The following is a 17128-nucleotide window of genomic DNA, read 5'->3' as shown; positions in this document are numbered from 1 at the left end:
AATAATTTAAGACTAAATGGAACCATTGTAAACGAGCCGGACGAGAATAATATGTAAATTGTTCATACTGGCAGGCCATTTAGGCCCAGCTGGTAGGTAATTAAAATAAGACGTTAAAATTTGGCAGCGCATATGATAAAAGTTCCAAGCTAAATACGCAGTTATAACTAATGTAGTTAAATAAAAAAATAATATGTCCATAACAAAAGAATCAGAATTAATCGGAATGAAAAAAATTAGTGAAGTTGTAGGAACTACACTAAAATTAATGAGAGAATACGCTAAAGTAGGAATGTCAACCAAAGAACTTGATGAATACGGAGCTAATATTTTAAAAAGTTATGGAGCTAAATCTGCACCTTACGAAACTTATGGATTTCCTGGTTACTCTTGTATAAGTGTTAATAAAGAAGCCGCTCACGGAATACCATCAGAGAAAAAAATATTGAAAGAAGGAGATTTAATTAATATTGATGTATCCGCAGAACTAAATGGTTTTTGGTCTGATAATGGAGGTTCTTTTGTACTTGGAAAAGACATTCATCATCACCAACCACTTGTAGATGCTTCTAAAAACATTTTACGCAAAGCAATAAACAATATCAAAGGCGGAGTAAAAATTTCTGAAATTGGATATTTAATAGAAACAGAAGCTAAAAAATCTGGATTTAAGGTCATAAAAAATTTGGCTGGACACGGAGTTGGTGGAAGTTTACACGAAGAGCCTGAAAATATTTTGAACTACAGAGTTAGAAGTAACAGAGAACGATTTAAGAAAAATACAACTGTAGCAATAGAGACTTTTATTTCAACACACTCCACTGTTGCAGTAGAATTGAATGATGGTTGGACTTTAGTAGGGAACAAAGGTGGATATGTAACCCAACACGAACAGACCATACTAGTAACCGATAACTATCCAGTCATTTTAACAGAATCCAATGAAATTTGGAATTAAATAACTGGCTACAACAATGCCTATAAGTAACCTTCCCGCCTGTATAACAAAGTTGGGCAGGTACCGTGCAGTACCCCTACCCTACGCTTAGTTAACCGTTATGGTAAATCAACATAAGGAGAAATAAATATATTTAGAATGAAGAATATTTTATTACTGGTAGCAATAGCTGCAATATCGTTAGTCGGTTGTCATCACAAAGGCAACTCATTAAACAAGGTGGTACCTCAGGAAGAAATGGAAAAAATTTTCAATGAGATTAAAACTCCTTATAAATATGGTGTTGTTGTTAAACATCCTGATACCACAAAAATGGTTGACAGTCCAACTATCTTTCGGAAAAACGATATCTGGTATATGACTTATATTGTTTTTGATGGTCAAGGATATGAAACTTGGTTATCGGAAAGTGACGATTTGCTAAATTGGAAATCGAAAGGAAAAATATTGTCGTTTACAGAAAACACATGGGATGCCAACCAAAAAGCTGGCTACGTATCACTTGTTAAAACCGATTGGGGTGGTGATTATACCGTGGAGAAATATCAAGATAAATACTGGATGACCTACTTAGGTGGAAATACAGCCGGATACGAATCAGGCACATTAAAAATTGGCTTGGCAAATTCCACCACAATAACAGAAGCTGAGGAATGGAATACGAATAATTCTCCTCTTTTGTCGCCTGAAGATGAAGGTGCTCGTTGGTTTGAGGATAAAACTATCTACAAAAGTTTGGTCATTCGTGATAGTAACAAGCACACAGGGCATCCCTTTGTTATGTATTATAACGCCAAGGGAGATACTGCTAATTATGAAAGTATTGCCATGGCTGTATCTGATGACATGCATACCTGGAAACGATATGGAGAAAATCCTGTTATTACAAGAGGAAAAGGCATTTGTGGCGATGCACAGATTGCAAAAATCGGTGATATTTACGTAATGTTCTATTTTGGAGCATTCTGGAAACCTGGAGCTTTTGAAAGGTTTGCCTGCTCTTACGATTTAATAAATTGGACAGATTGGGAAGGAGAAGACTTGTTAGCTTCTTCAGAAGATTATGATAAAAAGTATGCCCATAAACCCTGGGTAATAAAATGGAATGGCGTTGTTTACCACTTTTACAATGCCGTAGGTACCAGTGGTAGAGTTATTGCATTAGCGACATCAAAGGATTTAGCAATATAACTTGCCATAATACAGTGCACAAAACATGGCTAATAAACGCTAAACTTAAACTTGTGTAAACTATGTGCCATAGCGAACATATGTAGTAACGAATTTAATATTTATATGAAAATATGGGCAGGCTTTTTCTTTTCTTGTTTTTAGCAACTTTTACCACTTTGTCTCTACAGGCACAAAACAACACTTGGGATAGGCATGTGATTGATTCTACATTGAGCGGGGCTGACGGAGTACGATTAGCCGACGTAAATAATGATAACTTGATGGATATTACTACTGGCTGGGAAGAAGGTGGTTATACTAAGGTTTATGTTCATCCAGGATACAATTTGGTAAAGGAAAAATGGCCATCAGTTATTGTAGGTAAGACTCCTGATGTTGAAGATGCCGTTTTTGTTGACCTTGACAATGATGGAAGAACTGATGTGGTCAGTAGCACAGAAGGGGGAAATAGAAAAATTTATTTCAGCTGGGCTCCTACTAATCCCCATGACTATCTGGATTCCTCAAAATGGAATACCCAGACTCTCCCTGCGTCTGATGGTCTCATGCAATGGATGTTTGCAATCCCTGCTCAAATAGATGGAAAAAATGGAACTGATTTAGTGGTTGGTTCTAAAAACAAAGCAGCAAAAATCGGTTGGTTTCAAGCACCAAAAAATACTAGAAATCTTTCTGACTGGAAATGGTATCCGATTGGTTCCGCAACATGGACTATGTCCATTCTTATAAGAGATATGGATAATGACGGGGATATGGATGTAGTTACCTCCGATCGCAAACCTGGTGTAACCAATGGGGTTCGATGGTTGGAGAATCCTGGCAAAATCGAAAATCAAAAACAAGAGTGGCATGATCATTTTATTGGAGGTAAGGGTTTAGAAGTTATGTTCATGGACATGGCCGATATTGACGGAGACGGACTTGAAGATGCCATTGTTACGGAATATACCAACCAAAAGATTGTTTATATGAAGCGGTTGAACAAAAATGGTTTAAAATGGAAGAGTTATCATATTGATATTCCAAAAATCACAGGAAGAGCAAAGGCTGTCAAAGTTGGAGATATTGATGGGGATGGAAAGCTTGATCTTGTGCACACCACAAATACATTGAAGAATCCTAATAAATCAGGAATATATTGGATATCGTATAGAGATAATCCAAGTGATCCTATGTGGGATTGGCATAAACTCAGTGGTCCAAAGGGTATTAAATTTGATAGGATCGAACTACTGGATTTAGATGGCGATGGTGACTTGGATGTTCTCACTTGTGAGGAAAACTATGGAGCGGAGAGTCAAGGTTTAGGAGTAATTTGGTACGAAAATCCATTTAATAAAGTAACTGTCAATAGGTAAGACGCATTTTATCAAGATCGATGGCCACAATTTGAAAAACCCTATAATATGAATAAAAAAATAGGTTTAATAGAAGCTATTTCAATCGGAATTGGAGGAATGGTCGGTGGTGGAATTTTTGCAGTCCTTGGGCTTGCTGTATCACTGGCCAAAGGCGGAACACCAATAGCCTTTTTATTCGCTGGTATTTTAGCATTGATAACTTCTTACAGTTATATAAAGCTATCAAAAAAGTATCCTGACAGAGGCGGAACCGTTAAATTCATCAATCAAGGTTTCGGAAAAACTATCTTTAGTGGCGGAATTAATAATCTGTTGTGGATAAGCTATATTATTATGCTTTCACTTTATGCTTCGGCATTTGGGTCTTATGCCCCAAACTTATTAGAATTAACGCACGACAAAATAATTGATTCACACATTTATGCAAGTGCAATTATTGTTTTAGCTACCGCTATTAATTATTATAGTATTGCTGTCGTTGGCAAAATAGAATCTTACGCAGTAATTATTAAATTGGTGATTCTAATTTCCTTTGTTTTTATTGGTGCCTATGGTCTAATTGGCAATCCAAATATAGCTCAACTTGCAGTCACAAATTGGGAAGCACCAATCAAGTTATTTGCTGGCGGAATGGTTATTTTCGTTGCCTATGAAGGATTTGAACTAATTGCAAACGCAGCACCTGATATAGTTAATCCTGAAAAGAATATTCCAAGAGCGTATTACTATTCTGTAATTTTCGTAATTGTGCTATATATCATTATTGCTTTGGTAACTGTAGGATCACTTCCTTTTGGGGAAATTGCCACGGCGCAAGACTATGTTTTGGCAGAAGCGGCAAAACCTATGTTAGGGAAAATTGGTTTTTCTATAATTACAATTGCTGCCTTAATTTCAACTTTTTCCGCAATTAACGCATCTCTTTATGGAGGCAGTAAAGTAAATTATGAAATTGCTGAGGACGATGAACTACCACATCACTTTTTAGCAAAACTTTGGAATAAACCCATAGGATTAATGGTTACAGCAGTAGCTACATTAATTTTAGTAAACATACTTCAATTAGAAAGCATATCAACCGCAGGAAGTGTTGGCTTTTTACTCATTTTTGGTGTAGTCAATCTTGTTGGATATCGATTATCCAAGGAAACAGATAGTAATAGGATAATTCCATTGTTAGGTTTTGCTTTATGTATCATTGCCTCAGTAATCTTAATTAATCAACAATACACTTCAAATGCTATTGGTGTTATTATTGCACTGGCAATTATTGTATTTTGCTTTACAGTAGAGTGGATTTATAAAAAGACGGAAAAGAAATAAATGGATAATATAATAACGTTTTCAATTACTGTTTTTACTGGCTTTTTTGCAATTATGAATCCTATTTCAAATATGCCAATATTCATAACATTGGTTGAAGGAGCAGATAAAAAAACAAAACAAAGAATAAACTTAAAAGCAGTAATAATTGCTTTCATTATTGTTTCCGTATTTGTCATTTTAGGGAAATTTATCTTTGAATTATTCGGAATAACAATACCTGCATTTAAAATAACTGGAGGTATTTTAATATTCTTTGTAGGTTTTGAAATGTTACAATCAAAAAAATCAAACGTTAAACACTTAGAGAAAGTCAACATTGATGAAAACATAGCAGTCTCGCCTTTAGCGATTCCGATATTAGCTGGCCCAGGAACTATTGTTACGGCAATGAATTTTGTTTCCCATGCCTCATATGTACACATAGCTTTAGTAATACTTGTTTTCGGAATTATGTGTTTGTTAACCTACATAACCTTTAGCTTAAGCGATTTAATTGCTAAAAAAATAGGAGAAAATGTAATTTCTGTAATTGGTAAATTAATGGGATTGATAATTGCAATTATCGGAACAAATATGATTATAGAAGGAATCAAAATATCATTTGACTTGGTAAAATAAAAAGGCAACAAACGCGATATAAAAATATGCCCAACAACCTGTATAAAACATAGTACTAGCCATTGCCAACACTAAGGTTCGATAATTTTTGAGAGGTCATCAAATTTTTTAAATTTGGCTAATTGAGAAAAAAAGATTCTTAGTGAAATCTAATAATTGGGCTTGTGTTTATCCAAAACGAAACTGCCTGTTTTCTGCACTACGTTTCACAACCGGGACCGTTGGCATGCATTTTATAAAAATGGGAAAGGCCTAAAGGTGATTACCTTTATAGCTTTAATTATCTGCAGCTAAAGATTTACCTACCTATTATCATGGCTTTTAATGACCAAAGGATTTCAAGTACATCTTTTTTAGTTTGGGCATTTTTTCCATGTTTATCAAGTACCATGAAAATATCATCCATCGTTTCCATATATTCTGCAGCACTTATGTTCATTCCCCTGTGGGTTGTTTCCATATCCCTACCGGTATAAACCTGAGGTCCACCACTTCCTGTTGTAAAGAAATTGACAGTATGCGTTTTAATCTTTGCCAAATTTTCTGGCTGCTCTAAATAGGGAGTAAACCGGGCGGAAATTACTGGATTGTTCATGTGTGCCTCAACCACATCATCTACAATTTTTACAATACCTTTTTCTGCACCTAATCGTTCAAATAATGACTCTGACATAATTTTGGATTTATTTAATAATTTCAATAACACCAAAAGTATCTTTTACCTTAAAGCCATACTAGTGCTATTAATCCAAAAGAATGTAAATTTTGACCAAAATAGCATTTTGCCAGTGCTGGTTTTTATTAGTGAAAGGCGGTCATGTATTCTTTGGGAGATATTCCATACATTTTGCGAAAACACTTTGAAAAATAGGAGGAGCTGGAAAAGCCACATAAAAAACCCGTTTCGGATACGGTGTTCATCCCACTATTCAGTTTATCCAATGATTTTTCCAACCTATACTTATTCAAGTATGCGTTTGGTGAAAGTCCTAACAAACCCAAACTATTTCTATAAGCTTGAGACCTACTGTATCCAAGGCTGGAGGCAAATGCATCAATTCTCAATTCAGAGCGTGAAAAATTGGACTCCAGAAAATCAAAGAGCTTATTAAAGAAAACCATCTCAACGGCACTAATCTTGACCATTTGTATTGAATTGAGATCGGTATCCGATTGCTCGTTCTTATACATTTCCTGAACCATAGGTGAAACAGAAAATCCTCTTCCCATTTCACATAACCTCCTTGAGGTCTGTATGGTATCTTCAAATATAGATTTGTTGCCCTCCACAGGTTGTCCAGCATCCAAACCTATACTCAAACTGAGTTGAGGATATACCTTTCCCAATTTCTCTTGAAGTGCTAAACCACAATGAACAGCATGTTGGACAGTTGTTAATGAGATTAGTAGGTTGCGGCTATCTTGCCGTACAAGTGTTCCTTGCATAGCCTTGACCACTTTGATGATCTTATGCGTATAGTCACTTATGGACGATGCTAAACCACTATCTAGATTATTGTTTAACCGCCCGATTTGTATTCGAACAGATAGTAAAAAACGAAATGCGGATTCGCCAATGACGTTCAGTTCTGCCCCAGGCTTAACATCAGGATCTTCCATTCTTCCAAGAAACGATTCAACAAGACTTGCATCTACCTCAATAATTGAATGAGATAACTCACCGTGTGCATGATTGTGCATTTTGTTTACAGATTCTGCATTGGGAGCTTCCACTAAACAGAATGCGGTTTTTCGTTTATTATCAAACCAATATGTTAATCCTCGGCAATTGTACTTATGTTGAACCTTTAGGTCTTCCAAATGTAACCGTGCAACACTTTCAGCAGTTACTTCTTTAGATACATCATGACGATCCATGTAAATGGGCATAGGTATTTATTTTAATGAACAATATAAGTATATTAGGTTTGTTTTTATTTGATTATCCTGTAAAATAGAATAAATTGAAAAAACGATATGAAAACACTGTGTATAACTAACCCGCCCCCACCCTAATCGTTACCTGCACAATTTTGTTATTAAGGCCGGTGGACGGGTTGCTTTTTTTTCGCCTTCTTGGAAAATCCTCCACTCCCAAAAGCGTAACAGGAAGGGTTTTCCGCAGATTCGTTTTCTTTTGCTAACTTAGTTATTGCCAAGGCAAATAGCCATAAACGAACATGTTGTTGGTAATTAAAACAGAATGGAAATAACAACTAAAACTGATATAACCTGGTTTCCTAATTCCTGGATTCGATTGCGGATCAACAAAAAAGTAATCTATTTTGACCCCGCCTATTTAAAGACGTATTTTTCAAAATATCCCGATAAAACAGAGTACTCAAAATGGCCTGACCCAATTGACGGAATGCCGAACGGACTTGAGAAAGCGGATTTTATATTTATAACTCATCACCACAAAGACCACTGCAAAAGAGTAACGGTAGACCGACTGATAAAACAGGATACGAAAATTTTTGCCCCTAAAAGTTGTTTTAAGGAACTTGGAGATAGAATCATCCTTGTGAAGCCAAATGACACCCTCCAAATTAATGTCGGCATCTCCGTAACCGTTTTGAATGCCTATAATACCCAACATGGAACTTCAACAATAAAACAACATAAAAAGGGCCAAGGTGTTGGCTATATTTTTAGAATTAACGGATTATCCTTTTATCATTTGGGCGACACGGACTTTTTAGTAGAAATGGAATTATTGAAAGACATTGACGTAGCATTTATTCCAATTGGCGGTAAATTCACTATGAACATTGACGAGGCAGTAAAGACAACCATAACGATTAATCCGAAAATTGTTGTCCCTATCCATAATCTTGGTAAGAGTTTTAGCGAATTTGAAAATAAGCTGAAAGTCAAAGGGGAAAATATCAAGTGTATCATTCCGACAATTGGACAAGTAATCAAAATATGAAAGACAAACTTTGGATGGCAATAATTCATAACTGCCTCACCTTTCCCTGAACCCTCTTATGCCTGAGGTCTATTAGGGCAAGATTTAAGATGTTGGATTTTATAGACAAGCACAGCGGAATGGCTCTATGTAAAATACGGATTTACCAAACTACCTAAACCAGAAATCTAAATGGAAAAATATAATCCCAATGTCTACCTAAATAAAGAGAAACCTTAAACCAACAATGAATAACCGCTATTTATTGCACTGTTCTCTTAACTCGGAACGGCCGATTAAACTTTCCTTAAACTACACTCAGGCAGGTAGGCACTCGGAATTGGTAACGTCAGTCCCAACCAATAATTATTGCATATTAACCGGCAAATAATGGTTATACGAAAACGTTATCTCCTAACTGATCAAAAATTTAACCAATACAAACATCTTTTTTTAATCAAAAAGAATAATATTTATTTTACTGCGGTCTAAAAAACAGGGTATAAAGTGTACCTGTACCACCAGCTCCACCTCCAAAATTTATCGCAACTGAACCATCACCCTTTAAATCTCCAACACAAGAGATTGAACGTGAAAATCGTTCCTCTGAATCCAAAGTTAAATTAAAACCGCCCTCAGTATTATTAATTCTTGAGAATGATTTAACTGTCTTGTCCGCATTCAAATACAGTACATAAGCCCAACCTTCATTTTGTTGATTCGCTCCTGTGATTAAGTCCATAATTCCATCTCCATCGATATCTCCTGAAGCACACATGGCGTGTCCAAAATTTGCGCCATAAGTTCCATTAGGGTTCAGTTCATCAGTAAGTTTATCGGTAAACCCATTCAAACCTTCGGCAATTTTAATTTTGGATTCTACATTAAAAGTTGATGCGTTTAATGAAAGTATCCAAATTGCTCCCTTACCCCCGTCGGACATAAAAGCACCTACAGCCAATTCTTTATTTCCATCGTTATCGATATCATTAAGCATGGCCACTTCCCTACCTCCAAATTGGTCGCCATCTTCAAGTCCGACTCCGAAACCTCCTTGCGTTGAACTTATGGTAACCGTATTTGCATATATTACTTGTGATGCTGTATTTAAAAATAAGATATCAATTGCACCTCTTTGTGTTCCACCATCATCAGACCCAGGATTACAGGCTACTAAATCTATACGATTATCTCCATTAATATCTCCAATAGCTGTTAAACCATTTGCGATTATGTTCTGATTTTTTACATAATCTTTAACTGTGCCATCAGCATTAAGATGAATAATATATAGTGCATTATTTGGTGGTACAGGAGAGGAGACGGCAATATCAGGGATCCCGTCTGCATCGTAATCACCTATACCCGCAACACCATAACCAAAAAAGTTTCCTGCATTTAGGGTTTCATTAAAACCACCTTCAAGCATCGATATTTTTTGATTGTTTTGAACAGTTCCATCACTATTCATAAATAAAATATAAACGGCTCCTGCATCAACGCCTCCATCATCGTCTGAACGTGCACCAACTACAATATCGATTACACCATCTCCATTAACATCTCCAATTTTATCGTGGTCTCTACCAAATCTATCCCCACTTTCCAAACTTGCAATTAAACCGCCCGAACCATTTTCAATTTTCACCAAACCTTCCGCTTCATAGGGTAAAATTGGAGTGTTCATAATTTCGTCGTCTATGCCATCATCTGACTTATTACTACAACTATAAAGTATTGATAATATTAAATGGATTCCTACAAGCAGTTTGAGGTTTTTTAAATGCATTTTCATTAATTAAATGGTGACTAATTTTAAATTGGACTTTTATTAATATGAAAGGTTTAGTTTGGGGCCATTATAAACTGAAAACTTATTACTTAATCAAAAAATCCACCCACACCCAAAGACATGGCAATTAGGGCCTCCAGGCCAAAATCATAGCCTTGACAATGACTACAATAGGAAAATGCGTAACTTGTTATATTATATTTGTAAAAGTAAAAGTACCTTGTCCAAAAAGGACAAGTATTAATTTCACGACAACTATCAACGCTATTGATTTAGGAACAATATGAAAAACAATAATAAATTAACCGGAAAAAATGTTCTCATCACTGCTGGAGCTCAAGGAATTGGCGAATCAATCACCAGACACTTTATTGATAGTGGAGCCAATGTTGCCATCCACTATTTTTCCAGTGCCGATACCGCGGACCAATTAACGGAATATGCAATTGGTAAAGGACAAAAGGCGGTTGCTATAAGTGGTGACCTAACAAAGGAGGCCGATGCGAATGCATTGGTGGAAAAAACAGTAAAAGCGTTTGGTGGTCTGGACATACTGATCAATAATGCAGGTTCACTTGTTGCCCGTAAAATGCTGAGCGAAATGGAGGCCGAATTCTGGCACAAAGTAATGGACATAAACCTTACCTCCATGATGTTCGTGACACGAGCTGCGGCTCCTTTTCTAGCCAAAAATGACAATAGTAGTATTGTTAATTTGGCCTCACTTGCCGGGCGTAAAGGAGGTCACCCGGGATCGTTGGCTTATTCTACCAGCAAAGGTGCTATCCTTACATTTACACGGGCACTCTCAGCCGAATTGGGACCTCAAGGTACTCGGGTCAACGCGGTGGCTCCAGGTCTTATCCTTGGTACTTCATTTCACAACACTCATACGACAAAAGAATCAGCGGCTGCAACAACGGCAGGTATTCCAATCCAACGAGCCGGTAACGCAGATGACGTGGCGCGGGCAGTATTATTTCTGGCCTCCGAATACGACGGCTTTATTAGCGGTGCTACCCTGGACATCAATGGCGGCGTCTACAATATGTAGTTCCTCCTTGATTTGACTAGACTAAACACTAAACCAAATGCACCTAATCGCTAAAAAACAGAAAATACTGGGAGCCAAATAACACCCAGTGTTTTAATATTAATTTTTTTTCAAGGATAAGTTTATGTTAAAGACTCCGGTAATACATCCTACAATCATGGAAGTGCTTGCGCGATCAGGGCATTTTGCACAAGTTGTTATTGCAGACGGAAATTTACCGGTCGGTGCCATGACAGGTCCAAACTCCACCACTGTACACCTCAACTTTCGCCCAGGACTATTGGATGCGCTCACGGTGCTTGAAGGTATTCTGGAAGTCTGCCCTGTTCAAGGTGCTATCGTCATGGAAAAGCCTGCAGAAGCAAGCGCCGAAATACACGATGCTTATAAAAAAATATTGGGTGATGTAAGTTGGGAAAGCATGGAACGCTGGGCTTTCTACGATAAAATCAGGGAACCTGCCACCACATTGATTATTCAAACAGGGGAACAACGCCGCTTTGCCAATTTGATCCTTATTGTTGGTGTCGTAAAAATGGCAGAGGAAAACAACTTTTAGTAACTTAAAGGTCATTATAATTGAGCATCTAGGTACTTCATTTAATGGAAAAGGAATTAAATCATTTTAATAAAGTACCGGGTAGCCAATTTGAATAAAATATTATGAAAATTGAATATCTAAATAGCGTAAGGAAGCAATTTGAATATTATAAATCCCTTGGAGAGCGAACCTTTGAACAACTAAACGAAAAAGACCTCTTTTGGAATTATAATGAAGAGTCCAATTCCATTGCAATTACGGTGAACCATCTTTGGGGAAATATGAAATCGCGCTGGACAAATTTTTTAACCACCGACGGAGAAAAAGAATGGCGAAATCGTGATTCGGAATTTGAATCCGAAATAAAATCAGAAGTTGAACTTATATCCAAGTGGAATGATGCTTGGAATTGCCTGTTTGAGGCACTAGCCTCTATTAATAAAGAAAATTTTGACACCAAGGTTTATATCAGGAACCAAGAGCATTCAATAATCGAGGCGATAAATAGACAATTGGCCCATTATTCCTATCATATAGGACAAATAGTTTATATAGGCAAAATGATCAAAGGAAGTGAATGGAAAAGTTTGACGATTCCAAAAGGTAGATCAACAGAATTTAACCAAGAGAAATTTTCAAAAGGCAAGCACAAAGGACATTTCTCGGACGACATAGGTTAAAACCAAAAAAGGCACTTCAATTGGAATATTAATTTCAAAAAAGCAAATACGATGAAAATTTGTATTGCACAGACAAAATCGGAAAAAGGAAATATAAAGGCCAATATTCAAAACCATTTGAGATGGATAGAACTTGCCGTTTCCGAAAAAACCGACTTGATTGTTTTTCCGGAATTATCCTTGTTAAGTTACGAACCGGAACTTGCAAAGGATTTTGCGACCGACCAAAATGATGTGAGATTGGACGTGTTTCAAGAAATTAGCGATACGGACAACATTGCCATTGGAGTTGGTGTACCTACCCTATCGGAATCCGGAATTTTAATAAGTTTGATTATTTTTCAACCTAACCTTCCACGGCAAACCTACTCCAAACAAATACTGCATCCGGACGAAAAGCCATATTTCGTTGAAGGAAGCGAACAGACTATTTTGACCATAAAAAACACGAAAATTGCCCTTGCCATTTGTTACGAATCCTTACAGCCTCAACACGCTAAAAATGCTCGGGAAATGGGGGCTGATGTATATTTGGCCAGTGTGGCGAAATCACAGGCCGGAATAGAAAAAGCATATGCGTACTATCCAAACATTGGGAACCAATATTCAATACCAGTATTAATGGCCAATTGTATAGGGTATTGTGATAATTACCTAAGTGTCGGACAAACATCAATATGGGACGCTAACGGAATTTCAATAGGACAACTCGATAGCCAGAGCGAGGGCCTACTAATCTATGATACGGTTTCAAAAACAACCCATAGGGTGAAAGAAGGGAAAGACAGCAATGTCTAATAGTGTCGGAGAAAGAACATGAAAATCCTAGAAGGTTAAGAGTAATTTATGGCAACGTATATACCAATAGAGGTTCTTTGAAAAGGGGAATAATTTTCTTAATCGTAAATAATACGGTCATCGCCAAAACAGGTTTACAACAGTAAATACTACATCGCACTTTTGCATTTTTGACCAAGGCAGCATAACTGTATTGTAGAAAAACGTCTTATTTAATATATGCGGACAAAACCGTAACTTACTTCCAAATTAGTGTTAGGCATTAGGCGTTGGCAACCTGTAAAAAAGAAATAAACGAATGAAATGGGGAACCTGAAAGTGATCACCGACCCAAAAGTAGCTGCAGTCTTTGCAAATTATCCCGACTTTGTTAGGGATAAAATGCAATTGTTACGAGAATTGGTCATTGAAGCAGCGGAAGAAACCGATGGGCTTTATAAATTGGAAGAAACGTTGAAATGGGGAGAACCAAGTTTTGTAACCAAAGATGGTAGTACCCTGCGAATGGACTGGAAAGAAAAAGCACCGGACCAGTACGCCATGTATTTTCATTGCTCAACTAGATTGGTAGATACATTTAGGTTGGTTTTCAACCACAAATTTCAATACGAAGGTAAACGGGCCATAGTATTTCAATTAAATCAGAAAATCCCAAAGGTGGAATTGAAGGAATGTATTAAAGCTGCATTGACCTACCATAAAGTAAAGGAATTGATTACGTTGGGAATTTGAGTAATGTGGTAGAAACTAGATTCAGTAATCTCCGTATATCAAACACCTCTATATTTAATAATGCTAATCTTATAAGGCAGTCCAGTCGTTTTGGACAATTATAGCTTAAAATAAATGAGATCTCGCTAGATAGCTGCCGGGAGCACCTGCTTTGTGGGCTGGCTCGGCCGAACAACATTAACCCTAACAGCTCTTAATTACTAAAAATTAACTAAACTCAGGTTATTTAGGTAACTTACACTTCGGCCAGTATCTTATAAACAAGAAAAACAATACATAGTAGAGCAGCAAACAATGGCAGTAAAAACTTCCGATTCCCCCAACATTTCTTCTTCCCGTAATCGTTAATGGCCAACTTGGTCTGCGATAGATTTACCATTACAAAAACACTTATAACTACGTAGCTGGTAGTATTGGCCAGTTCAACAATAGGAACAAAAATAGCTAGTACAACAATCCCAATGCCTATAGCAATAGTGGCCAGTACAGGAGTACGGTACTTCTTATGTACCTTATGAAACAATTTGGGTGCGTTGTTCTGTCCGGCCATTCCGTAAAGGACTCTGGAGCCCATTATTAACTGCGCCAATACTCCATTTAGAACGGCTACCAAACTAATTAGACTTATAATATAGGCATAATGTGGGCCCTTATTCGCTACTATTTCCGCCATAGGTGCATTGGTAGTAGAAAGTTCGTTCAGTGGCAAGGCAATCACGGCTACTACAGCGACGGCAATATACAGGAACAAGGCAATGAACAAACTGCCCATTATAGCTATAGGCATGCTCTTTTTCGGGTTTTTGGCCTCCTCGGCAACATTTGCCAAATCTTCAAACCCAACAAAGGCATAGAAGGCCAAGAACGCGCCCTGAAACACAGCGAATATATCATAACCAGGTGCCGTAATGAACATTTGGGAAAACTGCGATGTGAATTTCTCCATATCTATGCCGGCCACAAAAATGACAAATAGTAGCCCCCCAACCTCGATAAGGGTTATTATACCGATCACATTTAAAGATTCCCCTATACCCCATATGGCAAGTAAACTTAGTAGTGTCATGCTAACAATGATGACAATAGCATCAGGGAATTCTATAAACACATCCAAGTAGCCTACAAATCCTTTGAGAATGGCAGCAGCGGAAATAAACCCTGTAAATATTACGCCCCACCCCACCAAAGAGGCCAATCGTTTTGAATTGAATGCCTTATTTACATAGATTATCTCCCCACCACTTTTCGGAAACCGCGGAGCAAGAAGGGAATAGGAATATGCAGTCAATCCTGCCAAAACCCCGGCAAGGAGGAAAGAAAGAGGGGCCAATGTTCCAGAATATCCTGCTACTTTGCCCACCAGTACATAAATACCTGCTCCAAGCATGGTCCCAACACCGTAAAGCAGTATTTGCATTGTACCCAGTTGTTTCTTTAGCCCTACCTCTTCCTTTTCTTCGTTCATACCTTAAAGTTTTGCTATTAATTCAAGCTATTGTTAGGTTTGAACCATAGTGGAGTTGGTTTTACACCATAGCCCAGGTCAATAGCCCTTATTAATTGTAAATCAACATTCGCCTGACTATTGACAACCTTTCTGAGTTAAAGATTTGTATTCTCCTACCCTAAAGTTGTAAAACAATTCCTTAATTTTCTAACTGGGATTCACTTCACTTTTCCCAATCCCTAAGCGACGTGATTGGATTCCAATTAGGGGGCCAGCGAGAATTGAGGACAGAAGCGCTGAAAATACAATAGCCACAAATATTGCCTGTCCAATGAGTTCTAGTTCAATGGCGAGTGTAGCAACTACAATTTCCATAGCGCCTCCCGGAATAAAGATCAGGCCCATTAAAATAGATGTTTGTTGGGTTTGTTTGCCCAATCTTGCCCCTAACCAGGCACCTATAAATTTTCCCAAAATAGCAACTATACAGAATATAACCGTTGGCCATAGTTCCAGTCCGGCCAAGAAGTCGATTTTAATCCCAAGTGTTGCAAAAAAGAGGGGTACAAAAATAGCGTGCAAGGTATCGGAGACACTATTGCGAAGATCCTCTGTTACCCTTTTGGCACTTCCCGCCATGGTACCGGCAAGAAAGAATCCCAGAATGGCATGTATTCCCATCCACTGAGTGATGGCTCCACAAAGCAAACCAACACTTACAATCAGGGTCTGTGCTGCTGCGGGCTGTGGTAATGAAGTAGCTTGGACACGCTTTAACGCAAAGTTTAAAACTTTGGCCCCAATGGCAATACTTATAATGATAAAGGCAATTACAAGCAATGCCCTACCACCCAGATCCATGACACTCATTGTATGGGCCGTTACCAATGACATCACCACGGTAAACAATAACCATCCAAAAATGTCATTGATAGCACAGGCAGAAAGGGCTAGGGACGCTTGCGGCGTTTTACTGATTCCAAGATCGCCCAAAGCACGTGCCACAACAGAGATGGCCGTGATAGAACAGGCTACCGACAAAAACAGGGGAAATGTGATTCCCGTAGCTGCTTCACCCCAATAAATAGGGTCATATGCGCTAAAAATTGGATAGCCAATAGCAATAGGGAACAGCACACCAACAATACCGATGAAAATGGATGCACGACCACTTCGGAGCGCATGCCCTACATTAACATGAAAGCCTGAAGCGAGTAAAAGAAAAAAGACACCCAGCCAAGAAACTGTTTCCAGCATTATGTATTGGGGTTCACTATCAGGAAAAAGCATGTTCTGCAAGTCTGGAGATACCCGTCCAAGAAGGGTTGGCCCCAAAATAACACCGGCTAGAATTTCACCTGCCAAGGCCGGTATCTTTAAGGATTCACAGATAACACCAAGGGTTCGTGCAACCCCAAGCAGCACAAGGATCTGCACAATAAAAAGTAGGATGTGGCTTTCGTTTAGGTAATGCATGTCAATATTTTATTCTATTGGACTCTAATTACGATAAAGTAAGCGTCATCGACCATTGAAATTCGCGGATCCCCAACACCGTGTTTTTAGAAGTCGAATTATCCCATAATATGTAATTTTGATGCTTTTCTATACAATAGAGCTGGCCTTCTGAGGGTACTTAAACCAGCCTTGACCGGTTTCCGTACCATACTACCCCTTAACTATACCTTTCTATTCCCTGAACTAGCCAAAAACAGT

At 37.9% G+C, this 17128-nt stretch carries 16 protein-coding genes; 11 read left to right on the top strand and 5 right to left on the bottom strand.

Annotated elements, in window-relative coordinates:
- Nucleotides 1-193: 193 nt before the first annotated feature.
- The 5 genes from map to KO529_RS16295 all read left to right on the top strand — a co-directional run bounded on the left by map (nt 194) and on the right by KO529_RS16295 (nt 5457).
- On the top strand, nt 194-958 hold the full coding sequence (gene map / locus KO529_RS16315) for a type I methionyl aminopeptidase (protein WP_215948933.1): 765 nt from the start codon (nt 194-196) through the stop codon (nt 956-958).
- A 138-nt stretch (nt 959-1096) separates the two neighbouring features.
- Complete coding sequence (locus KO529_RS16310; protein WP_215948932.1) at nt 1097-2149, top strand: glycosylase; 1053 nt, start codon at nt 1097-1099, stop codon at nt 2147-2149.
- A gap of 113 nt (nt 2150-2262) precedes the next feature.
- Nucleotides 2263-3510 (top strand): FG-GAP repeat domain-containing protein, encoded by a 1248-nt coding sequence (locus tag KO529_RS16305; protein ID WP_215948931.1) that lies wholly within the window; start codon nt 2263-2265, stop codon nt 3508-3510.
- A gap of 48 nt (nt 3511-3558) precedes the next feature.
- On the top strand, nt 3559-4836 hold the full coding sequence (locus KO529_RS16300; protein WP_215948930.1) for an APC family permease: 1278 nt from the start codon (nt 3559-3561) through the stop codon (nt 4834-4836).
- Nucleotides 4837-5457 carry a MarC family protein gene (locus KO529_RS16295; RefSeq protein WP_215948929.1) on the top strand — a complete coding sequence of 207 codons (621 nt, stop codon included), beginning with the start codon at nt 4837-4839 and terminating at the stop codon, nt 5455-5457.
- Nucleotides 5458-5755: 298 nt separating this feature from the next.
- Here the strand turns inward: KO529_RS16295 and KO529_RS16290 are convergent, their stop codons facing one another.
- Together KO529_RS16290 and KO529_RS16285 are read right to left on the bottom strand one after the other, a co-directional pair.
- A complete protein-coding gene (locus KO529_RS16290) occupies nt 5756-6130 on the bottom strand; it encodes a group I truncated hemoglobin (protein ID WP_215948928.1) in 375 nt (124 codons plus the stop codon).
- Between the two features lie 128 nt (nt 6131-6258).
- Nucleotides 6259-7347 (bottom strand): nickel-binding protein, encoded by a 1089-nt coding sequence (locus tag KO529_RS16285; RefSeq protein ID WP_215948927.1) that lies wholly within the window; start codon nt 7345-7347, stop codon nt 6259-6261.
- A 313-nt stretch (nt 7348-7660) separates the two neighbouring features.
- On the opposite strand from KO529_RS16285, the gene KO529_RS16280 reads away from it, so the two are divergent.
- A complete protein-coding gene (locus tag KO529_RS16280; protein WP_215948926.1) occupies nt 7661-8389 on the top strand; it encodes an MBL fold metallo-hydrolase in 729 nt (242 codons plus the stop codon).
- A 457-nt stretch (nt 8390-8846) separates the two neighbouring features.
- Here the strand turns inward: KO529_RS16280 and KO529_RS16275 are convergent, their stop codons facing one another.
- Nucleotides 8847-10157, bottom strand: coding sequence for an integrin alpha (locus KO529_RS16275; protein ID WP_215948925.1), 1311 nt, complete (start codon nt 10155-10157; stop codon nt 8847-8849).
- A gap of 286 nt (nt 10158-10443) precedes the next feature.
- Here KO529_RS16275 and KO529_RS16270 point away from each other — a divergent pair, with 286 nt between their 5' ends.
- The 5 genes from KO529_RS16270 (at nt 10444) to KO529_RS16250 (ending at nt 13965) form a co-directional block, all read left to right on the top strand.
- On the top strand, nt 10444-11214 hold the full coding sequence (locus tag KO529_RS16270; RefSeq protein WP_215948924.1) for an SDR family NAD(P)-dependent oxidoreductase: 771 nt from the start codon (nt 10444-10446) through the stop codon (nt 11212-11214).
- Between the two features lie 124 nt (nt 11215-11338).
- Nucleotides 11339-11773 carry an RbsD/FucU family protein gene (locus KO529_RS16265; protein ID WP_215948923.1) on the top strand — a complete coding sequence of 145 codons (435 nt, stop codon included), beginning with the start codon at nt 11339-11341 and terminating at the stop codon, nt 11771-11773.
- Between the two features lie 104 nt (nt 11774-11877).
- Complete coding sequence (locus KO529_RS16260; protein WP_215948922.1) at nt 11878-12435, top strand: DUF1572 family protein; 558 nt, start codon at nt 11878-11880, stop codon at nt 12433-12435.
- Nucleotides 12436-12486: 51 nt separating this feature from the next.
- A complete protein-coding gene (locus KO529_RS16255; RefSeq protein WP_215948921.1) occupies nt 12487-13233 on the top strand; it encodes a carbon-nitrogen hydrolase family protein in 747 nt (248 codons plus the stop codon).
- Nucleotides 13234-13536: 303 nt separating this feature from the next.
- Complete coding sequence (locus KO529_RS16250) at nt 13537-13965, top strand: DUF1801 domain-containing protein (RefSeq protein WP_215948920.1); 429 nt, start codon at nt 13537-13539, stop codon at nt 13963-13965.
- A 235-nt stretch (nt 13966-14200) separates the two neighbouring features.
- On the opposite strand, the gene KO529_RS16245 is transcribed toward KO529_RS16250, so the two are convergent.
- Nucleotides 14201-15430: an APC family permease gene (locus KO529_RS16245; protein WP_215948919.1), complete on the bottom strand. Its 1230-nt coding sequence runs from the start codon at nt 15428-15430 to the stop codon at nt 14201-14203.
- A gap of 189 nt (nt 15431-15619) precedes the next feature.
- A complete protein-coding gene (locus KO529_RS16240) occupies nt 15620-16888 on the bottom strand; it encodes a cation:proton antiporter (protein WP_215948918.1) in 1269 nt (422 codons plus the stop codon).
- Nucleotides 16889-17128 lie beyond the last annotated feature (240 nt).

The organism is Arenibacter algicola (assembly GCF_018860365.1).
In the GTDB taxonomy this organism is placed as follows: domain Bacteria; phylum Bacteroidota; class Bacteroidia; order Flavobacteriales; family Flavobacteriaceae; genus Arenibacter; species Arenibacter algicola_B.
Note: the sequence above shows the minus strand (reverse complement) of the source record. Positions and strands in the feature narration are given on the sequence as shown.

Coding starts and splice junctions, on each gene's coding strand:
- map (WP_215948933.1), top strand. CDS start 194: ATGTCCATAACAAAAGAATCAGAATTAATCGGAATGAAAAAAATTAGT.
- KO529_RS16310 (WP_215948932.1), top strand. CDS start 1,097: ATGAAGAATATTTTATTACTGGTAGCAATAGCTGCAATATCGTTAGTC.
- KO529_RS16305 (WP_215948931.1), top strand. CDS start 2,263: ATGGGCAGGCTTTTTCTTTTCTTGTTTTTAGCAACTTTTACCACTTTG.
- KO529_RS16300 (WP_215948930.1), top strand. CDS start 3,559: ATGAATAAAAAAATAGGTTTAATAGAAGCTATTTCAATCGGAATTGGA.
- KO529_RS16295 (WP_215948929.1), top strand. CDS start 4,837: ATGGATAATATAATAACGTTTTCAATTACTGTTTTTACTGGCTTTTTT.
- KO529_RS16290 (WP_215948928.1), bottom strand. CDS start 6,130: ATGTCAGAGTCATTATTTGAACGATTAGGTGCAGAAAAAGGTATTGTA.
- KO529_RS16285 (WP_215948927.1), bottom strand. CDS start 7,347: ATGCCCATTTACATGGATCGTCATGATGTATCTAAAGAAGTAACTGCT.
- KO529_RS16280 (WP_215948926.1), top strand. CDS start 7,661: ATGGAAATAACAACTAAAACTGATATAACCTGGTTTCCTAATTCCTGG.
- KO529_RS16275 (WP_215948925.1), bottom strand. CDS start 10,157: ATGCATTTAAAAAACCTCAAACTGCTTGTAGGAATCCATTTAATATTA.
- KO529_RS16270 (WP_215948924.1), top strand. CDS start 10,444: ATGAAAAACAATAATAAATTAACCGGAAAAAATGTTCTCATCACTGCT.
- KO529_RS16265 (WP_215948923.1), top strand. CDS start 11,339: ATGTTAAAGACTCCGGTAATACATCCTACAATCATGGAAGTGCTTGCG.
- KO529_RS16260 (WP_215948922.1), top strand. CDS start 11,878: ATGAAAATTGAATATCTAAATAGCGTAAGGAAGCAATTTGAATATTAT.
- KO529_RS16255 (WP_215948921.1), top strand. CDS start 12,487: ATGAAAATTTGTATTGCACAGACAAAATCGGAAAAAGGAAATATAAAG.
- KO529_RS16250 (WP_215948920.1), top strand. CDS start 13,537: ATGGGGAACCTGAAAGTGATCACCGACCCAAAAGTAGCTGCAGTCTTT.
- KO529_RS16245 (WP_215948919.1), bottom strand. CDS start 15,430: ATGAACGAAGAAAAGGAAGAGGTAGGGCTAAAGAAACAACTGGGTACA.
- KO529_RS16240 (WP_215948918.1), bottom strand. CDS start 16,888: ATGCATTACCTAAACGAAAGCCACATCCTACTTTTTATTGTGCAGATC.